This window comes from Streptomyces sp. NPDC053431 (assembly GCF_044544925.1).
GTDB lineage: Bacteria > Actinomycetota > Actinomycetes > Streptomycetales > Streptomycetaceae > Streptomyces.
In genome coordinates, this window is the sequence record NZ_JBITXX010000021.1 from 1 (window position 1) to 17,637 (window position 17,637).

Annotated in this window: 16 protein-coding genes and 1 pseudogene; 12 read left to right on the plus strand and 5 right to left on the minus strand. The window is 72.1% G+C overall.

Going from position 1 to position 17,637, the window contains the following annotated elements:
• Positions 1-89: 89 nt before the first annotated feature.
• Both ACIGXE_RS32635 and ACIGXE_RS32640 read left to right on the plus strand, forming a co-directional pair.
• Positions 90-3,512: an RHS repeat-associated core domain-containing protein gene (locus tag ACIGXE_RS32635; protein WP_399753164.1), complete on the plus strand. Its 3,423-nt coding sequence runs from the start codon at positions 90-92 to the stop codon at positions 3,510-3,512.
• A 17-nt stretch (positions 3,513-3,529) separates the two neighbouring features.
• Entirely contained in the window at positions 3,530-4,027 is a 498-nt protein-coding gene (locus ACIGXE_RS32640; protein ID WP_399753166.1) for a hypothetical protein, read from the plus strand.
• A gap of 161 nt (positions 4,028-4,188) precedes the next feature.
• Here ACIGXE_RS32640 and ACIGXE_RS32645 read toward each other — a convergent pair.
• Positions 4,189-5,077 (minus strand): annotated as a pseudogene (locus ACIGXE_RS32645) (IS1380 family transposase); the annotation flags it as partial.
• Between the two features lie 65 nt (positions 5,078-5,142).
• Positions 5,143-5,943 (minus strand): hypothetical protein, encoded by an 801-nt coding sequence (locus ACIGXE_RS32650; protein ID WP_399753168.1) that lies wholly within the window; start codon positions 5,941-5,943, stop codon positions 5,143-5,145.
• A 96-nt stretch (positions 5,944-6,039) separates the two neighbouring features.
• On the opposite strand from ACIGXE_RS32650, the gene ACIGXE_RS32655 reads away from it, so the two are divergent.
• The 4 genes from ACIGXE_RS32655 to ACIGXE_RS32670 are packed head-to-tail and all read left to right on the plus strand — an operon-like array spanning position 6,040 to position 9,679.
• Positions 6,040-6,573, plus strand: coding sequence for a tetratricopeptide repeat protein (locus tag ACIGXE_RS32655; RefSeq protein ID WP_399753170.1), 534 nt, complete (start codon positions 6,040-6,042; stop codon positions 6,571-6,573).
• A gap of 4 nt (positions 6,574-6,577) precedes the next feature.
• Complete coding sequence (locus ACIGXE_RS32660) at positions 6,578-7,468, plus strand: LysR family transcriptional regulator (protein ID WP_399753172.1); 891 nt, start codon at positions 6,578-6,580, stop codon at positions 7,466-7,468.
• A gap of 55 nt (positions 7,469-7,523) precedes the next feature.
• Positions 7,524-8,486 carry a hypothetical protein gene (locus ACIGXE_RS32665; RefSeq protein WP_399753174.1) on the plus strand — a complete coding sequence of 321 codons (963 nt, stop codon included), beginning with the start codon at positions 7,524-7,526 and terminating at the stop codon, positions 8,484-8,486.
• A gap of 59 nt (positions 8,487-8,545) precedes the next feature.
• A complete protein-coding gene (locus tag ACIGXE_RS32670) occupies positions 8,546-9,679 on the plus strand; it encodes an aminopeptidase P family protein (RefSeq protein ID WP_399753175.1) in 1,134 nt (377 codons plus the stop codon).
• Between the two features lie 10 nt (positions 9,680-9,689).
• Here ACIGXE_RS32670 and treZ read toward each other — a convergent pair whose 3' ends face one another.
• Both treZ and ACIGXE_RS32680 read right to left on the minus strand, forming a co-directional pair.
• The gene (gene treZ, locus ACIGXE_RS32675; RefSeq protein WP_399753177.1) at positions 9,690-11,441 is read right to left on the minus strand and encodes a malto-oligosyltrehalose trehalohydrolase; all 1,752 of its coding nucleotides are present in this window, start codon (positions 11,439-11,441) and stop codon (positions 9,690-9,692) included.
• A gap of 97 nt (positions 11,442-11,538) precedes the next feature.
• The gene (locus ACIGXE_RS32680) at positions 11,539-12,519 is read right to left on the minus strand and encodes a GNAT family N-acetyltransferase (protein WP_399753180.1); all 981 of its coding nucleotides are present in this window, start codon (positions 12,517-12,519) and stop codon (positions 11,539-11,541) included.
• A 119-nt stretch (positions 12,520-12,638) separates the two neighbouring features.
• Between ACIGXE_RS32680 and ACIGXE_RS32685 the strand changes: the two genes are divergently transcribed.
• The 4 genes from ACIGXE_RS32685 (at position 12,639) to ACIGXE_RS32700 (ending at position 15,834) form a co-directional block, all read left to right on the plus strand.
• Positions 12,639-13,196, plus strand: coding sequence for an FHA domain-containing protein (locus tag ACIGXE_RS32685; protein WP_399753181.1), 558 nt, complete (start codon positions 12,639-12,641; stop codon positions 13,194-13,196).
• A gap of 503 nt (positions 13,197-13,699) precedes the next feature.
• Positions 13,700-14,740 carry a cytochrome P450 gene (locus ACIGXE_RS32690; RefSeq protein ID WP_399753184.1) on the plus strand — a complete coding sequence of 347 codons (1,041 nt, stop codon included), beginning with the start codon at positions 13,700-13,702 and terminating at the stop codon, positions 14,738-14,740.
• A gap of 143 nt (positions 14,741-14,883) precedes the next feature.
• Positions 14,884-15,282 carry an ATP-binding protein gene (locus ACIGXE_RS32695; RefSeq protein ID WP_399753186.1) on the plus strand — a complete coding sequence of 133 codons (399 nt, stop codon included), beginning with the start codon at positions 14,884-14,886 and terminating at the stop codon, positions 15,280-15,282.
• A gap of 132 nt (positions 15,283-15,414) precedes the next feature.
• The gene (locus tag ACIGXE_RS32700) at positions 15,415-15,834 is read left to right on the plus strand and encodes an STAS domain-containing protein (RefSeq protein WP_399753188.1); all 420 of its coding nucleotides are present in this window, start codon (positions 15,415-15,417) and stop codon (positions 15,832-15,834) included.
• 35 nt (positions 15,835-15,869) lie between these two features.
• Here ACIGXE_RS32700 and ACIGXE_RS32705 read toward each other — a convergent pair whose 3' ends face one another.
• The gene (locus ACIGXE_RS32705; protein ID WP_399753189.1) at positions 15,870-16,508 is read right to left on the minus strand and encodes a type III effector protein; all 639 of its coding nucleotides are present in this window, start codon (positions 16,506-16,508) and stop codon (positions 15,870-15,872) included.
• Positions 16,509-16,634: 126 nt separating this feature from the next.
• On the opposite strand from ACIGXE_RS32705, the gene ACIGXE_RS32710 reads away from it, so the two are divergent.
• Together ACIGXE_RS32710 and ACIGXE_RS32715 are read left to right on the plus strand one after the other, a co-directional pair.
• Positions 16,635-17,066, plus strand: a complete 432-nt coding sequence (locus ACIGXE_RS32710; protein ID WP_399753191.1) for an Hsp20/alpha crystallin family protein — start codon at positions 16,635-16,637, stop codon at positions 17,064-17,066.
• 105 nt (positions 17,067-17,171) lie between these two features.
• A complete protein-coding gene (locus tag ACIGXE_RS32715) occupies positions 17,172-17,570 on the plus strand; it encodes a DUF2267 domain-containing protein (protein ID WP_399753193.1) in 399 nt (132 codons plus the stop codon).
• Positions 17,571-17,637 lie beyond the last annotated feature (67 nt).

A 17,637-nucleotide genomic window follows, 5' to 3' on the forward strand; every position in this document is an offset into this window, starting at 1 on the left:
TCGGTGACCATGAGTCGATCACCCGGGAAGGTACGCCCTCCGTGTCTCACAAGGCACCTCGCCCCAGGCCGATCCACAAGTCCTGAGCATTGCTCCCGCTGCAGCGCATCACACGCTACGCCTACGACCAGTTCGATCAGCTGACCGACCGGTTCGACCCCCTCGCCGGCGGAACCACCCCCCTGAACGAGCCCTCGCCCAATCCTTTGACTGAAACGAACACATCCCTGTCCGGCGAAGGGGTTACCCACTACACCTGGACCCCGACAGGCCTGCCGCTGTCAGTCACCACACCCACCGGGGCCCGCACGGAAGCCACCTACGACGGGCTCGGTCGTCAGCTCACCGCGACCGCGGTCGAGCGGTACCCGTTCCTGCAGAATCTGACGACCCGATACACCTGGGACGACGCTGACAACCAGAGCGCCGTGACGTCGCCGGCCGGACGCGTGTCGACATGGACGTACAACCCAGCTGGCGAAACCCTCACCATGACTCCGTCCGGTCAGGGCACCATCCGCTATTCCTACGACGGCCTTGGCCGCCAGACATCGGTCACTGACGGGACCAACCGCAAGACGACGTTCACCTACGACCTGCTCGACAATGTCACCGCGGCCGCCGACTACGGCACCGGAACTACGGCCTTGCGCACCTACTTCTCGGAATTCGACGAGGAAGGCAATAAGACCTCGGCGACCACGCCTGAGGGAGGAAGCACGACCTTCGTCTACGACGCGCTCGGCCGACTCGCCCGCCAGGAGGAGAAGGTCTCGGACACGAAGACGATCACCTCCACCTTCGGCTACGACGCACGCGGAAACCAGACCCGCTTCACTGACGGCCGCAGTAACTCCACCCACTACACGTTCAACGTCTGGAACCTGCCCGAATCCACCATCGAGCCCTCCACCACCAGACACCCCGACACGGCCGATCGCACCTGGACAACGGTCTACAACGCCATGGGCGAGCCCGTCACCGAACTCCTGCCCGGCAACGTCAAGCGCCAGCGCACCTTCGACGCCCTCGGCCGCCTCACCCGTGAGGAAGGCTCTGGCACCACCATCACGACCACACCCCGCACATTCATCTACGACCTCGACGGCCGTCTGACGGGGGCGGGCACGAGCGCCACCGGTCCGGCAAACACGTACACCTACAACGACCGGGGCATGATCCTGCGCGCTGGGGGCCCGTCCGGGAACTCCCAGTACGCATATGACGCCGACGGCAACATGAACTCCCGCACGGACGCCGCGGGAAGCACCACGTACACCTATGACACCGCCAGTCGGCTCGACGCGGCGACCGACCCCCTGACCGGGACACGCGTCCAGTACCGCTACGACGAGGCGGGCCGTCTCACATTGGAGGAGTACGCCCGCACCGCCGCAGGCGGATTGAGCACGGTCGCATCCCAGCGGACCTACGGCTACGACAGCCTCGGCCGACAGACCACCGACACCGTCACGCGCACGGCCACAGGCACGCCCGTCGGGAACTCCACATACGGATACGACCTCGACGACCACCTCGTGCGGAAGACCACGACCGGCACCGCAGGCGCTGCCGAGAACACCTACACCTATGATCTGGCCAGCCGCATGACCTCCTGGACCAGCGGCACCAGCACCACCGACTACAGCTGGGACGAGGCCGGCAACCTGGTCAAGCAGGGCGCCACCCTCGGCGCCTACGACGCACGCAACCGGCTCGAGACCTGGGGCACGCAGACCTACACCTACAGCCCCCGAGGCACCACAGACACCATCACGCAAACCGGCGGAACGACGCGCTCGCTGACCTTCGACGCCTTTGAGCGGGCCGTCTCCAACGGAAGCAGCACCTTCACCTACGACTCGCTCGACCGCGTCCTGACCGACGACGGCGCGGCCTTCACTTACGACGGCGTCACCAACAACCTCGTCACCGACGCCACCACCGCTTACACCCGCACCCCGGATGGTGTCCTCCTTGCCAGTGCCGGCCTCAACACCGCTGGCCTTGAACGCCTTGCCATCACAGACCAGCACACCGACCTCGTCGCAGGTCTGAGCGCGGACGGCACATCCATCACCGGCTCCCGCGCCTACGACCCCTTCGGTAAGGTCACCGCATCGGACGGGGCCAACCCGGCGCTGGGATACCAGTCCGGCTGGACCGACCCTGCCACGGGCGAAGTCAACATGGCCGCCCGCTGGTACCAGCCCGGCATCGGCGGGTTCGCTTCACGCGACACCTGGCAACTCGACCCCACACCTTCGGGCAGTGCCAACCGTTACGGATACGGGGAGGGCAATCCGCTGGGCGGCACGGATCCGACGGGACACGCCTTCGATCCTCGATGCGGATGCGGAGGAACACCTGGGGCAGGTGGACGGGGCGGTGGCGGTGGCCCGAGCGGAGGCGGAAGCGTCGGGCGAACCCGGGGATCGACCCGTACGGCCGGTACACGCCCCGGAAGCAGGTCGTCCAGGACCCAGGAGTGCTCCCGTCACTCGTCGCGCTGCAAGAGCAAGAGCGGACGGCCGGGCACACGCACCGGTCGGCGACCGAGCAACCAAGAGTGCTCCAAGTACACGGCCACCTGCAAGGTGACTACGCCCCGTCCTGGAAGAGGAAACGGGAAGCCCAAGGGCTGCGCCTACACTGGCTCCTGCCGGGGGACCAACGGTCAGTCGGCAAACCGGGGGAACAACGGAAACCGGGGGAACAACGGAAACCGGGGCGACGCGTCGCGCACCAGCAAGCCGCCCCGGCCCACGGAACCGAAGAACCCGACCCGCGGAAAGAACCCTAAGCCTTCGGCAAGCCGACCCAAGCCGAAGCCTCAGGTGGATGTCGCAAGGATTCGACAGCAGTCCTTGCAGAACGCTCAGTACTTCGGAGTGGCGATCGACGAGGCCATAGTAGAAGCGAGTGCACCGATCGTCCCAAATGAGGTTCAGGACGCAATCGATGCCTCGGTCGCTCAGGTACAGGTCGATCTTGCTGCAGCAACTCAGGGAGGTGGAAGCGGAAACGGCGGCCGCAGAACGGGTGACCGGTGCGACACCGGCGCCGCGTTTGATGGTGGGAAGGTCTATCTCCCGCGGAAGGAACATGCCGGTGCGTGTGTCGCGACAGGCGCATTTGCAACCCTGACGAATGCCGATTACACGGCACCCCCCAGGCCGGCCCTGAAGTTCGCGCTTCCCGGGTTGACAGATCTACCGGCGGATAACCGAGCACGTGGCCACCTCATCGGATACGCGATGGGTGGCTCAAACAAGGACACTCGGAACTTCATCCCGATGTATCAGACGGCAAATCAGGCAATGTATGACCACGCTGAGGATTATGTGGTCCAGTCGATAAAGAATGGGGGTACGCAATTTGTTCACGTGAGGCCCGTGTATGGAAATAGGAACTCGGTGATGCCCACCAAGGTGGAGTTCATTTCATGGGGTACAGTGGATGTCAGGTGCGAGTTTGATAATAATGCTGTCGCGACGTATAAGTGCTGGTAGCTGGGAGGAGAACTGAAATGGCAGTGGCGGACACTTCAGCCCTGTCCGGCATCCTTGGGCCGGGCCCCTGGTCAGATAGATTGGACCTCAGTGGGATTGAGGAGGCGTGGGGCTCCGCACTTCCGGACGAGGTAAAGGAAATCTCTGCCCTCTATGGAGACACGCTTATCGATGACTTCCTGTTCATCTACGGCCCGAGCACCATGGAAGAGAAGGGCAGGTGGATGAGTCGATATGTCGAAGAGGGTAATTCCCGACTGATTGTCGACCCGGTTCTTCCTCATTCAGGGGGAATGCTCTACTGGGGGCACACGGTCGAAGGTGATCAGCTCTTCCTGGTGCCGCAGGATGATGAGGGCAAATGGACCGTCTCTGCATTCCGTCGAGGTTGGGGTGACTGGTATTCGACCAACCTCGGTCTCATCTCATGGCTCGAAGGTGTATTCAGGGGGGAGATCGAGACGGACTGGTTGCCGGAGTGGCCTCAGCGGCATACATTCGAGCGGCTCCGCTAACCTCGATCTTTCGTGACGGTCCGTCGGTTCATCCGGCGGGCCGTTTTCGCTTGCGGGGGTGGTGATGGGCGGGTTGGCGGCCCGGCTGTCGCGTCGGGTGGGCGCCGGGTTCCACGGTTCCGGGGTGGTGGGTGCTCGTCGGGGCAGGTCGTTATCGCTGGTCAGCCGAGGTTCGGCAGGGCTTGCAGTCGTGTGAACGCGCTGGTGATCAGCCTGGTTCGGGGCCAGTGCTTCGCGAGGCGGAGGATGCGGCGGCGGCCGGTGGTGACGAGCTGGGCGGCGGCGGAGAACAGTCGCAGCCGCAGGCGCTTGGGTTCCTATCGGCGGGTGGTCCGGGCAGGGCAAGCATGGGCATCCAGACGAGCAGGTCGAGTGCGATCTGGATGATCTCCAGCCAGATCCGGTTCTGCGCGGTGTGGTGGAGGGGGAGTTTGCGCAGGCCGGTGTCGCGGGCGGCGCGGATGTGGTCCTCGGCCCTGGCGCGCTGGCGGTGCGGCAGCTCCAGGGGGGATGGGGGTGTCTTTGGTGTTGGTGGCGAAGCAGGTGATGCGCATCCCGTCCGCGTCGGTGATGCGCAACTGGGCGCCGGGGTGGGGCCGTTCCTTGTGCACGATCAGCCGCATCCCGGCCGGCCAGCCTGTCAGGCAGTTCCCGGCGGCCCGTTGCGGACCTCGCCGTCCGGCTCGACCGCTGGGGTCCAGGCCGAGCCCGGCACCTTCAGCACGGCCTGGTGAATCTGCTCGGTGATGACCATGCCGACCGCGTGGGACAGCCACCGCCCCGGCTGGGTGAGCCAGTTGAGGAACTCGTGGGTGCCGCCGCCGGAGTCCGTGCGGATCAGCGTCCGCCGTCCGCGCCGGTAGGTCTTCGGCAGCTGGGCTAGGGCGAGACGGCGGCTTCGATGTGGTCGGCGGCGGTGTTGCTGCCCGCGTTGCCCGGCCGCAGCAGCCCGGCGACCGGTTCCCCGGAGCCCTCGCGGCCGTGGTCGACGAACGCGAACAGCGGGTGGTGGCCGAAGGTCTTCTTCCCGGTCGCGGCCGCGTCCTGCTGGTACGGGAACAAGGACCTCGACAATCCTCATTCTCGCTGGGCAGAGGCACTTTTCGCTTACTTGGTCACCTGCTGGACAGCCTGCTTCGTGAAAGCGCGAGGTTCGCGACCGCCGCCCGCGCCAGCGCGCGGACGATCGGGTGCGGGCGGCTGCCGTCGCCCGCCAGCTCCGGCTGGAACAGGGTCGCCATGAAGAAGGGGTGGCCGGGCAGCTCCAGGATGCGGATCTGGCCGTCCTCGTCCGTGCCCGTGAAGCGCATCCCGTACGCGCGCAGCGTGTCCAGATGGCGGCTGTCGGGGCCGTAGTTGCAGTGGTAGCGCTCGGTCGTCCGCTCGGCGCCCAGGACCGACTCCGCGAGCGAGCCCGGCGTCACCCGCACCGCGCCCTCGTGGCCGACGAGGGAGCAGGCGAGCGGGGCGATCAGCAGGTCGCCGGCGTCGGCCTCGGGGTCGTTCTCGGCGTGCGCGGCGCGGGTCAGGCCGCAGACGTCCCGCGCGTACTCGATCATCGCGTGCTGGAAGCCCGCGCAGGTGCCGAGGAACGGGATGCCGGCCTCGCGGGCCGTGCGCACCGCGGCCAGCGCGCCCGCCTCGCTGGCGTACGGACTGCCCGGAATCAGCCACACCGCGTCGAAGCCCTCGACCGCGCCCGGCTCCTCCGCGTCGCCGCTGGGGATCCAGTACGCGTCGAGGACGAGCCCCTCCCGCTCGGCCAGCGCGTCGAGCAGCATCGGGATCCGGACGTGGGACTTCACGTGCGGGGAGCGGTCGCCGACCAGGGCGATCCGCGGGACGTGGGGGGTGGCCGCGGGGGTGGCGGGGGCCGCGGTGGGGGACTGCGGACGGGGTGCGGTGTGGGTGTTCATGGCCTCCATCCTTCGCGGGCCCGCCCGTTCACGTCCAACGATGATTCCTGGACTTCGCATCACGAGCGCTTATGTCGATGTCGGTAGGCTGCCGCCATGACCACCAGCGACTCCCCCGACTGGGAGCGGCGCCTCGCCGCCGCCTGGGCCGAGCTCGACTCCTTCGAGGACCCCGCCGCGTTCCGCGCCCGCATCGCCGGACTCGTCGCCGAGCGGCCCGCCGACGACCCCGTCGGTCTCTTCGAACGGGGCGCCGCCCACGACTCCACCGGCGAGCCCGAGGAGGCCGTGCGCCTCTACCGGCGGGCCCTCGCCGGCGGCCTCACCGGGCTGCGCCGGCGCCGCGCCGTCATCCAGCTCGCCAGCAGCCTGCGCAACCTCGGCCGCCCCGACCGGAGCGTCGAACTCCTCACCGAGGAGCGGGCGATCCCCGCCGAGCGCCTCGACGCCGACGAGACCGCCCTGACCGCCGCCGTCGACGCCTTCCTCGCGCTCGCCCTCGCCGACACCGGCCGCGACCGGGAGGCGCTGTCGCTCGCGCTCGGCGCCCTCTCGCCGCTGCTGCCCCGCTACAACCGCTCCCTCGCCCACTACGCCCAGGACCTCCTGAAGACCCCGCAGGGGTCCTGAACCGGTGGACCCGCACCTGCTCCGCACGTACGTCGCCGTCGCCCGGCTCGCCTCCTTCTCGGAGGCGGCCCGCGACCTCGGCTACACCCAGTCCGCCGTCTCCCAGCACGTCGCCGCCCTCGAAGCCGACCTCGGCCTGCCGCTGCTGACCCGCCGGCCCGTCGCCCCCACCCCGGCCGGCCGGCGGCTGCTCGAACACGCCGGTTCGCTGCTGCTGCGGCTCGACGCGGCCCGCTCCGACCTCGCCCGGTTCGCCGCCGCGCCCCGGGAGACCCTCACCCTGGCCGCCGCCCCGCTCGCCCTCCATCCCGAGGTGCTCGCCGCGCTGCCCGCCACCGGCGTCACCGTGCGCACCCTGCCGCGCGAGGAGATCCCCGCGGCCGTCGCGGTCGGCGAGGCCGATCTCGGGCTCGTCGACGGCGTCACCGCGCCCAGCGACCCGCTGCGGCTCCCCGACGTCGCCCCGCTCACCGCCCGGCGGGTCGCCGAGGAGCCGCTCGCCGTCGTCCTGCCGGCCGGCCACCCGCTCGCCGGCCGCACCGGGCTCGACCTCGCCGACCTCGTGGACGCCCGCTGGCTCGACGCCCCCGGCGCCGGCCTCCCGCTCGACCGGCTGCGCGCCGCGCACGGCGGCCCGGGCGGGCACGGCTTCCGCACCGCCCTGCGCTACGAGGGCACCGACGCCCGCGTCGTCGCCACGCTGGCCGCCGCGGGCCACGGCCTCGCCCTGCTACCGGCCTTCGCGGTCGCGGGCGTTCCGGGCGCCGTCCCGGTGCCGCTGGCCGCGCCGCGGCTCGCGCACCGCACCGAACTCCTCCACACCGGCGCCGAACCGGCCGGGCCGGCAGCCGAGTTGGCCCGCCGACTCGCCACCCGCCCGACGGCCGGTCGCTAATCTGGCCCACGGCGGGGGACGACGGCGCGCAGACGGCGACGAAAGGCGGGACGACGTGGGGTGGTTCCGGCGAGGACCCAGGCGGGACGGCGAGGACGCGCCGCGGGACCCGGAGTTCACGTACCTCTCCGAGCGCGAGGCCGCCCTCTTCCGCGGCCGGGTCCGCGCGGCCTTCGCCGAACAGGGCCTCGAAGTCACCGTCTACGCCGACTCCGTGACCGACGACTCCGGGCGCCGCTTCGGCCTCGGCAACCTCGCCGCCGTCTGCCACCAGGACCCGCGCGGCACCCGCGTCTGGCCCCAGCTGATCTCCCGCCACGTGCGGCTCGTGGTCCGCGCCCTCGACGGGCCGTCCGCCCTGGACACCCTCCCGCCCGAGCAGATCCGGGCCCAGCTCTACCCGCGCGTGGTCAGCGGCGAGGGCATCGACCCCGGCGCCTTCGGCTACGCGCGGACCGTCGCGCCCGGGCTGTACGAGGTGCTCGCCCTCGACCTGCCGGAGAGCGTGATGACGCTCACCGACGAGGCCCTGGAACGGCTCGGCGACCCGGCCCGGCTGCGCGAGCGCGCCCTGCACAACCTGCGTGACCTGCCCGTCGAGGGCCACGAGACCGTCAAGGACTCCGACGGGATGCGCTTCGAGGTCATCCTCGGGGACTCCTTCTACACCGCGAGCCGCGTCCTCGACCTCGACGCCGTCGTCCGCCGGGTCACCGGCCGCCCGCTCACCGAGGACGGCGCCCTCGTCGCCATGCCCTTCCGGCACCAGCTCGCCTTCCACCCGATCCGGGACACCACCATCGTGCCCGCGCTCGGTGCGATGGCCTCCTTCGCCGCCTCCGGTTACGAGGACACGCCCGGCGCCATCAGCCCGTACGTCTTCTGGTGGCGGGCCGGCACGCTCACCCAGCTCAGCGAGCACGGCGAGGAGGACGGAGAGCTGCGGATCGTCGTCGGCGAGGAGTTCCAGGCCCTCCTGGAACGCCTCATCGTGCGGCACCCCGACGGCCGGGACTGACGGGTCGCGCCCCCGTCGGCCGCCGGGCAGGATGACCTACGTCGAGGAGGAGACAGCACATGCCCGAGAGCCCCGCACCCGCCCCCTTCACCGCCGCCGACTACCGGGCCCGGATGGCCCGCGCCGCCGACTCCGCCGCCGCGGCGGGCCTCGCCGGCGTCCTCGTCGCCCCCGGCCCCGACCTGGTCTACCTCACCGGCTACCAGCCCACCGCGATCACCGAGCGGCTCACCGTCCTCGTCATCGCCCCCGGCCGGGACCCGGTGCTCGTCGTGCCCACCCTGGAGGCCCCGGACGCCGAGAAGGCCGCCGGGGCCGGCGCGCTCACGCTGCGCGACTGGACCGACGGCAAGGACCCGTACGCGGTCACCGCCCCGCTGCTCGACGCCGGAGGGCGCTTCGGCGTCAGCGACAACGCCTGGGCGTTGCACCTCCTCGGCCTCCAGCAGGCCGTGCCCGACACCTCGTACGTCTCGCTCACCGAGGCCCTGCCGATGCTCCGCGCCGTCAAGGACGAGCACGAGCTCGCCCGGATCGCGGCCGCCGGCGCCGCGGCCGACCAGGCGTACGGCGAGATCCTGCAGGTCCGGTTCGCCGGCCGCAAGGAGACCGAGGTGGCCGCCCAGCTGGCCGCACTGCTCCTGGACTTCGGCCACTCCCAGGTCGACTTCACCGTGGTCGGCTCGGGCCCCAACGGCGCCAACCCGCACCACGAGGCCGGCGACCGGGTCATCGAGCACGGCGACATGGTCGTCCTCGACTTCGGCGGGCTCAAGCACGGCTACGGCTCCGACACCACGCGCACCGTCCACGTGGGCGAGCCGACGGACGAGGAGCGGCGCGTCCACGAGCTCGTACGGGAGGCGCAGCAGGCCGGTTTCGAGGCGGTACGGCACGGGGCCGCGTGCCAGGACGTGGACCGGGCGGCCCGCAGGGTCATCACGGACGGCGGCTACGGCGAGTACTTCATCCACCGCACCGGCCACGGCATCGGCGTCACCACCCACGAGCCCCCGTACATGATCGAGGGCGAGGAGCGCCCGATCGTCCCCGGCATGTGCTTCTCGATCGAACCGGGCGTCTACCTGCCCGGCCGCTTCGGGGTGCGCATCGAGGACATCGTGACGCTCACCGAGGACGGCGCCGGCCGCCGCTTCAACAACACCTCGCGGGAGATGGCGATCGTGGAGTAGGCGGCCCCGCTCAGCCGTCCGTCAGGACGACCGCCGACTCCGCGGGAAGCCGCAGCAGGCCGTCACGGCCGGGTGCCTCGATCCGCTCCCACGCGGCGAGCACCCGGTCGCGGCCGTTGGAGCCGAGCGCGATGTCGGCCGGCTCCTTGCCCAGGTTCACCGCGACCCGGATGTCGCCGCGCCGGAACACCAGCCAGCGGGCCTCCTCGTCGTACGCCACCTTCACGCCGGCCAGGTCCGGGTCGGTGAGGTCCGGCTGGGTGCGGCGCAGCGCGATCAGCTCGCGGTGCCAGGCCAGCAGGCGCTTGTGCGGGTCGCGTTCGCGTTCGGAGCGGTCCAGGACCGAGCGGTCGCGGGTGGCCTGTTCCTGCGGGTCGGGCACATCCTCCTCGGCCCAGCCGTGCGCCGCGAACTCCCGGCGCCGGCCGCGCCGTACCGCCTCGGCGAGCTCCGGGTCGGTGTGGTCGGTGAAGTACATCCAGGGCGTCTTCGCGCCCCACTCCTCGCCCATGAAGAGCATCGGCACCGACGGCCCGGTCAGCACCAGGGTCGCCGCGCAGGCGAGGAGGCCGGGGGAGAGGGTGGCCGAAAGCCGGTCCCCGGTCGCGCGGTTGCCGATCTGGTCGTGCGTCTGGGCGTAGCCGAGGAAGCGGTGCGCGGGTGTGCGCTCGCGGTCCACCGGGCGCCCGTGGTGCCGGCCGCGGAAGGCGGACCAGGTGCCGTCGTGGAAGAAGACCCGGGTGAGGGTCTTGGCGAGCGCGGCCATCGGGGCGCGCGCGAAGTCCGCGTAGTAGCCCTGGGACTCGCCGGTCAGCGCGGTGTGCAGGGCGTGGTGGAAGTCGTCGTTCCACTGGGCGTGGATGCCGAGTCCGCCGACCGCGCGCGGGGTGGTGGTGCGGGGGTCGGCGAGATCGGACTCGGCGATCAGGAAGTGCTGCCGGCCCTGCTCCTTGGCCAGCGCGTCGACGGCCGCCGACAGCTCCTCCAGGAAGGTCAGCGCCCGGGTGTCGGCGAGCGCGTGCACCGCGTCCAGCCGCAGGCCGTCGATCCGGTAGTCCCGCAGCCAGGCGAGGGCGCTGCCGAGGAAGTACGCCCGGACCTCGTCGGAGCCGGGCGCGTCCAGGTTGACCGCCGCGCCCCACGGCGTGTGGTGGGTCTCGGTGAAGTACGGGCCGAAGGACGGCAGATGGTTGCCGTCCGGGCCGAGGTGGTTGTGCACCACGTCCAGGACCACGCCGAGACCGAGCCCGTGGGCGGTGTCCACGAACCGCTTGAGCGCCTCCGGGCCCCCGTACGGCTCGTGCACCGCCCAGGGTGCGACCCCGTCGTAGCCCCAGCCGTTCACGCCGGGGAACGGGCACAGCGGCATCAGCTCCACATGGGTGATGCCGAGGCCCGCGAGCTCCCCGAGCCGCTCCGCCGCCGCGTCCAGGGTGCCCTCGGGGGTGAAGGTGCCCACGTGCAGCTCGTACAGGACGCCGCTGCGCAGCCGGAGCCGCGGGGAGTCGTGGCGCCAGACGTACGTGTCGTGGTCGACGACCGCGGCGAGGCCGTCGGGGCCGTCCGGGAGGCGGCGGGCCCGGGGGTCGGGCAGCAGGGGCCCGTCGTCGAGGGCGAAGCCGTAACGGGCGCCGTCGGCGGCGGCGACGACGCCCGTCCACCAGCCGGGGCGCTCGGCGTCCCGCTCCAGCGGATGCCGGACGCCGTCGATCTCCAGCGTCACCCGGTCACGGGCGTGCGGAGCCCATACCTCGAACAGCACGCGATGGTCCCCTCGTCGAGGGCGCGTGGACATCGGATCCGGAGCGTGGATCCGACGTCCGTGCGCCTGGAGCACGGCTACGGGACCATCCTGGCAGTCAGTCGCCCGGCGTGCCCGGCGCGTCCCACACGAAGTTGATCGCCCGCTCGAAGGTGATGTAACCGGCCCGGGCGAAGGATTTCGCCATCGGTACGTTGCCGAGGTCGGTCGCCGCGCGGATCCGCGGCACGTCCTGGGCGGCGAGCACCCGGGTGCCCTCGGCCAGGATGTCGTCGATGTAGCCGTGGCCGCGGTGGGCGGGCAGTACGCCGATGTAGGCGATGATCGGGTGGTAGTTGTTGCGGACGGGGACGACGAAGCCGACCGGCTCGCCGGTCCCCGGCAGCTCGGCGATCCGCCACCACTCACGGGGCGTGCGGTAGTGCGCGAGCTCCTCGTCGTAGTGCTGCTCGGCCGCCTCGCGCGGCGAGAGCCCGGAGGCCAGATCGGCCTGCCCGTGGGCGTCGAGGGTGCCCTCCATCACCGGGGTCATCAGCGCGAGCAGGTCCTCGCGGTCCCGGACCGGCCGGAAGGACAGGCGGTCGCCCGGCCCGGCGACCGGAGTGCCCGACCGCCACTCCAGGCGGAGCCGCTCGACCAGCGGGCGGGCGCCCGAGGCCTCCAGGACGCCGAAGAGCGTCTCCAGGTACCGGCGGGTCTCCGGCACCTCCCGCCAGTCCGCCGGCATGAAGCGCCCGTACTCGGGCCGCGGGCCGCCCGCGAGGACCGCCGCGGACGCGGTCTGCAGGAGGCGGAGGCCGGTCTCGGAGGCCTGCTCGGGCGGCAGTTCCGGGTCCAGGTCGAAGAAGTCCAGCGCCTGCGGCCCGGCGCCGGGCCGCGAGGTCCACCAGGCGATCCGCCCGACGAGCCGGTCGCCGCGCAGCGCCACCCACATCCACTCGGGCAGGCGGCGGCCGGTGGCCAGATCGTCCGCGAGCTCGTGGTCGAGGACGTAGTCGAGACGGTGGAAGAGGTCGAGCTCCCGCGGGCCGGCGAGCGGCCGGACGACGAGCGCGGGTTCGGCGGGTGCAACGGTCATGTACGGGATTCCCCCAGGTGGTCGAAGGGGCAGACCGTAGCAACGATCAGGCCGGTGGGCATCCGAGTTGTCGGGGCCCTTCTGGACACCCCGGGCCCTTCCGGCCGACAATCACCCATGTGACGACCCCTTACGAGCTGCCGGCCAACCCGCCGGACTCCCCTCGGCTGAGCGACGCCGAGCGGGAGCGCGCGCTCGCCGTGCTCCGTGAGGGCGCGGCACAGGGGCGTCTGTCCCACGACACCTTCCTCTTCCGGATGGAGCGGGCGCTGGTCGCCCGCCGCTCCGACGAACTGGCGCTGCTGACCGCCGATCTGACGACCGAGTCGACGTGGACGCGGAAGGTGGTGAGCGCGGTCGAGCGGATGTCCGCGTTCACGGCGAAGCTGGGTCGGGCCTGGCAGGCCGAGCGGCTGCCGAAGCTGCTGCTCCCGCAGCCGGGGCCGTATCCGCTGCGGATCGGCCGCGATCCGGTGAACGGGCTGCGGCTCAGCCACGAGACGGTCTCCCGGCTGCACGCGGAGCTGTCGCTGCAGGACGGGCTGTGGGTGCTGCGGGACCTCGGTTCCACCAACGGCACCACGGTGAACGGGCGGCGGGTCACGGGCGCGGTGGTGGTGCGGGCGGGGGACGCGGTCTCGTTCGGCCAGATGGCGTTCCGGCTCTCGCTCACCTGACGCGGGGCCGTGGCGCCCGGGCGCGGGGCTGCGGCGCCCGGGCGGGGGCGTGGGGCCGGGCGCGGGCCGTGGGGCCGGGCGCGGGCCGTGGGGCCGGGCGCGGAGGCAGGGGGTCTGGTGCGGGGCCGTGGGGCCGGGCGTGGGGGCGGGGGCGGAAGCACCCGCCGGGGTGCCGTCCCGTGTGCCCACCCGTCCCGCCCCGCGGGACGATTGCCCACACGGCGGGTTGACGGAGGGGCGCGGGCCCGCGCGGCGGGTGGCGGAGGGGCGCGGGCCCACGCGGCGGGTGGCGGAGGGGCGCGGGCCCGCGGGGCGGGTGGCGGAGGGGCGCGGGCTCACGGGGCGGGTGGCGGAGGGGCGCGGGCCCGCACGGAGGCCGGGTGGGCGGGGAGTGGCGTGCCTTCGTCTGCTGGAATCGCTCGTTCGGCGGTATACCTGCTGCGACCGGGACTTCCCGGTGGTGGTCTGGGTAGACGCGCGCCGCTGACCGACGAGGGGGCGAGATGAGCGACGAGCCGAAGCACACGCCGCACCGCGCACCGCGACCGGGCCCCTGGGCCACGCTGCCCACCATGGCACCGGCCGGGAGCCGGGCCGTGACCGCCCCGGCGGACCGCACCGCCCGCCGGATCGCGCCCAGCCCGCTGGAGCCGGGCGCCACGCGGGACCCGTACCGTACCTACCGGGTGCTCCGGGAGGAGTTCCCGCTCACCCACGACCCGCTTCTGCGGGCCTGGGTGCTCAGCCGGTACGCGGACGTGGCCGCCGCCCTCACCGACGCCCGCTTCACCCACGGCCACCGGCCCGGCGACCCGCCGTGCGCCGAGATCCACTCCGACTTCGACGATGCCGACGAGGCGGAGCTGCGGGCCGTCGCCGAACGCACCGCGTTCGTCCTCGCCCGCCGGATCGCCGACCGTCCGCGGGCCGACCTGGTCGCCGACTTCTGCCACTGGCTGCCCGCGGGCACGGTCGCCGCGGCCGTCGGCGTGCCCTACCGGGACATGATGCGGCTGGTCCGCGGCCGGGCCGCCTCGGCGCTCGCCGGGCAGTGCACGGCCCAGATCGCCGTACGCGAGAAGGCCCTGGCCGGCTTCCTGGCCGACGTCCTCACCGACCCCGACCAGGTCGCCGCCTTCCGCGACGCGCCCGCCGGCCTGGTCGCCCGGGCCTGGACCGAGTCCCTGCGCCGCGAGCCCCCGGTCCAGATCGTCATGCGGCGCGCCCGCGGCGAGATCAGGGTCTCCGGCGGCACCATCCCCTCCGGCGCGTCCGTGGCCCTGCTCATCGGCGCCGCCGGCCGCGACCCCGAACGCTTCCGCGACCCGGACCGCTTCGACCCGCTGCGCGAAGACCCGGACCAGCTCACCTACGGCGGCGGCCCCTGCCCGGCCGTCACCCTCGCCCGACTGGAGGCCGAGTACGCCCTGCGCGCCCTCTTCCAGGCCATGCCCCGCCTCCGCCTGGTCGACGGTTTCCGCCCGGAGCGCACGGGTGTGATCACCCGCGCGCCCCGGAACCTGCTCGTCCGGCCGGGCGGCTAGCTAGGCCCTGTCGTCGAACTCCCGCCCGCCCCCGCGTGGCGAGACCGGCGGGAATCGCGGCGACGCCGCGTGTATCGCTCGTCACATTTAGGGCAGAGGCCGGTCGGAGACCGCTTCGCGCGGCCGGTCGAAGGAGGATGACGATGGCGGCCCCGGTGCGACGACACTGCGACATCCACGGTCCGGGCGCGGCAGCGCAAGCCCGGCAGGAGGTGCGCCGTCTCGCGCAGGAGGCGCTCCGCGCGGGCCGCCCGGTGGACGCCGCGGCCGAGGACGACACGGTGATCGTCGTGAGCGAGCTGGTGACGAACGCCGTGCGGTACGCGGGCGGCGAATGCTCCCTGGACCTGGCGCTGCGGCAGGACGGTATCGACATCGACGTCAGCGACCACAGCCCGGCGGCGCCCCGCCCCCGACAGCGGGCGCCCGGCGAGGAGGGCGGCTTCGGCTGGGGCATCATCACCCGCCTGGCCACCGACGTCACCGTCTCCGGGCATCCGGACGGCAAGACCGTCCACGCCCACATCGACCCGTCACCCTGACGACGACCGACGCGGACGACGACCGAGAGGGACGACGAGCGACACGGACGACGACTGACACGGACCCGGAGAGGGCGCACACTGAAAGGGCCTCACGCACGTCGTCGCTCACCCGGGAGCGAGGTGCCTCGTATGACCCCCACCCGGCGCAGCTCCGAGGAGGGCGGGGTCCCGCACGCCTTCCTCTCCGACGGCGTGCGCGGTTACCGGTCGGCCGACGGTGCCGCCTTCGTGCGGCGGGAGAGCAGCGGCTCGGGCGCCACATGGATCCTGTGCGCGGTCGGCGAGTTCGACAGCGAGAGCGTGTCCTGCCTTCGCGAGGCGCTCCTCGACGCCCGGCAGGACGGGTGCGACCGGATCCTCCTCGACCTCTCCGGCGTCACCTTCGGCGACTCCTCCTTCCTGCACGAACTGATCAGGAGCCACCACGGTCCCGGCCGGCTCGTGCTCGTCGGGCCGATGACCGATCAGATCCGCCGGCTGTTCGAGATCACCGGCACCCTCCGCCTGTTCCACATCGCCCTCGGCCGCGGCAGCGCCGACCTGGCCTGACGGACGGCCGGAGCCCGCGTCGGTCGGTGCGCTCCTCAGGGCTGCGAGGAGCGGCGCTGGTCGCTCTGGTCGCGGAGGTGGGCGGTGTGCCGCCGCAGGGTGTCGAGGCGCTCGGCGAGATCGGGCGGGAGGGGGGCCGGGTGGGCCTCGGCGCGGGTGAGCGGTTCGAGGAGACGGGCGGGGTCGTTGTCCGCGAGGGCCTGGGTGAGCTCGTGCCGGAGGGGCGAGGGGAGGCCGTCGAGGGCGCTGATCTGTCCGGCGAGCTGGCGGAGGTCGGCGGCGTTGTCCCGGGCCCAGGTGGTGACGGTGCGGTCGGCGGCGCGGCGGTCCCGGGTGGCCTGGACGCGTTCCTCCCCGGTGGCACCGGGACGCCCGGGGCGTACGCGCAGGTAGCGGCGTTCGGCCGCCTGTCTGCTGGTGACGCCGAGGGGCTGGGCGAGGTCGGCCCAGCTGGCGCCCGCGTCCCGGGCGACCTCGATGAGGCCGGACTCCCAGGTGGCGAGCTGCTCGCGCAGCGTGCGCAGCAGCAGGAGCGCGGCGAGGGCCTCCTCGGGCGAGGCACTCGCGGGCGCGCCGGGGGCGCTCGCCGACCGGGCTTCGCGGACGGTGTCGTCGATCGCGGCCAGTGCGGTCAGGGCCGCGTGAAAGGCGACGGGGCGGTCGGCTGCTGCCATCGGGTCACACCCTCCGAATGTCGTCCATCCATTGACGTTGAACTTGTCGTCCATCCGTTGACATGTTACAACGGAGTCAGGTGAAGCGCATTGGCGACCATTGCCCGACCCGACGGAGGTGTTCCGATGTTGATGCGCACTGACCCGTTCCGCGAGCTCGACCGCCTCACGCAGCAGATGCTGGGCACGACCGGCACGTGGTCCCGTCCCGCGGCCGTCCCGATGGACGCGTACCGCGAGGGCGACGAATACGTGATCATGATGGATCTCCCCGGTGTCTCGACGGACGCGATCGACATCGACGTCGAGCGGAACATGCTGACGGTCAAGGCCGAGCGGCGACCGGTCGAGAAGCCCGACGACGTCCAGATGGAGCTGTCCGAGCGGCCCCTCGGCGTCTTCTCGCGCCAGCTGATGCTGGCCGACACCCTCGACACGGAGAGGATCACGGCGAGCTACGAGGCAGGTGTCCTCACTCTGCGCATTCCGATCGCCGAGCGCGCGAAGCCGCGCAAGATCACCATCAGTCGCGACGACCGCAAGCAGATCAGCGGCTGAGTCGCCCACGGTCCGGGAGCGGAGGACACCACCCTCCCCCTCCTTCGCCCTCCGCTCCCGCCTCCCGATCCCGTCACTCCGCACCCCGAAGAGGAAGGGGCCGCGATGAGACTGCGATGGCAGGCGTTCCTGGAGCAGGTCCAGGAACGCGGTGACTACCGGACGCCGCACGAGGCCGAACGCGCCGCCCGCGTGGTGCTGGCCCTGCTCGGGGCCCATCTCGTCGGCGACGTGCGGGCCGCGCTCGCCGCCCGGCTCCCGGAGACCTTCGCCGTCATCCTGCTCAACCCGCTGCAGGCCGGCGAACCGCTCTCACCGGAACGCTTCGTCCGCGCGACCGCCGCGTGGATCGAGGGAGCCACCGAACGGACCGCCGCCTGGGACGTCAGTGCCGTCCTCAGCGTCGCCGCCGACGCGGCGGGTGAGGAACTCACCGCCCAGATGCTCCTGCAGCTCCCACCCGGCTACGACCTCCTCTTCGGCCGGCCGCACCCCCCGAGGTGAGCCCGGCACGCCTTGTCGAACCTGTTCGCTCCGCCCGGCCCCGCGGCCGGGCCCGAAGAGAACGGCG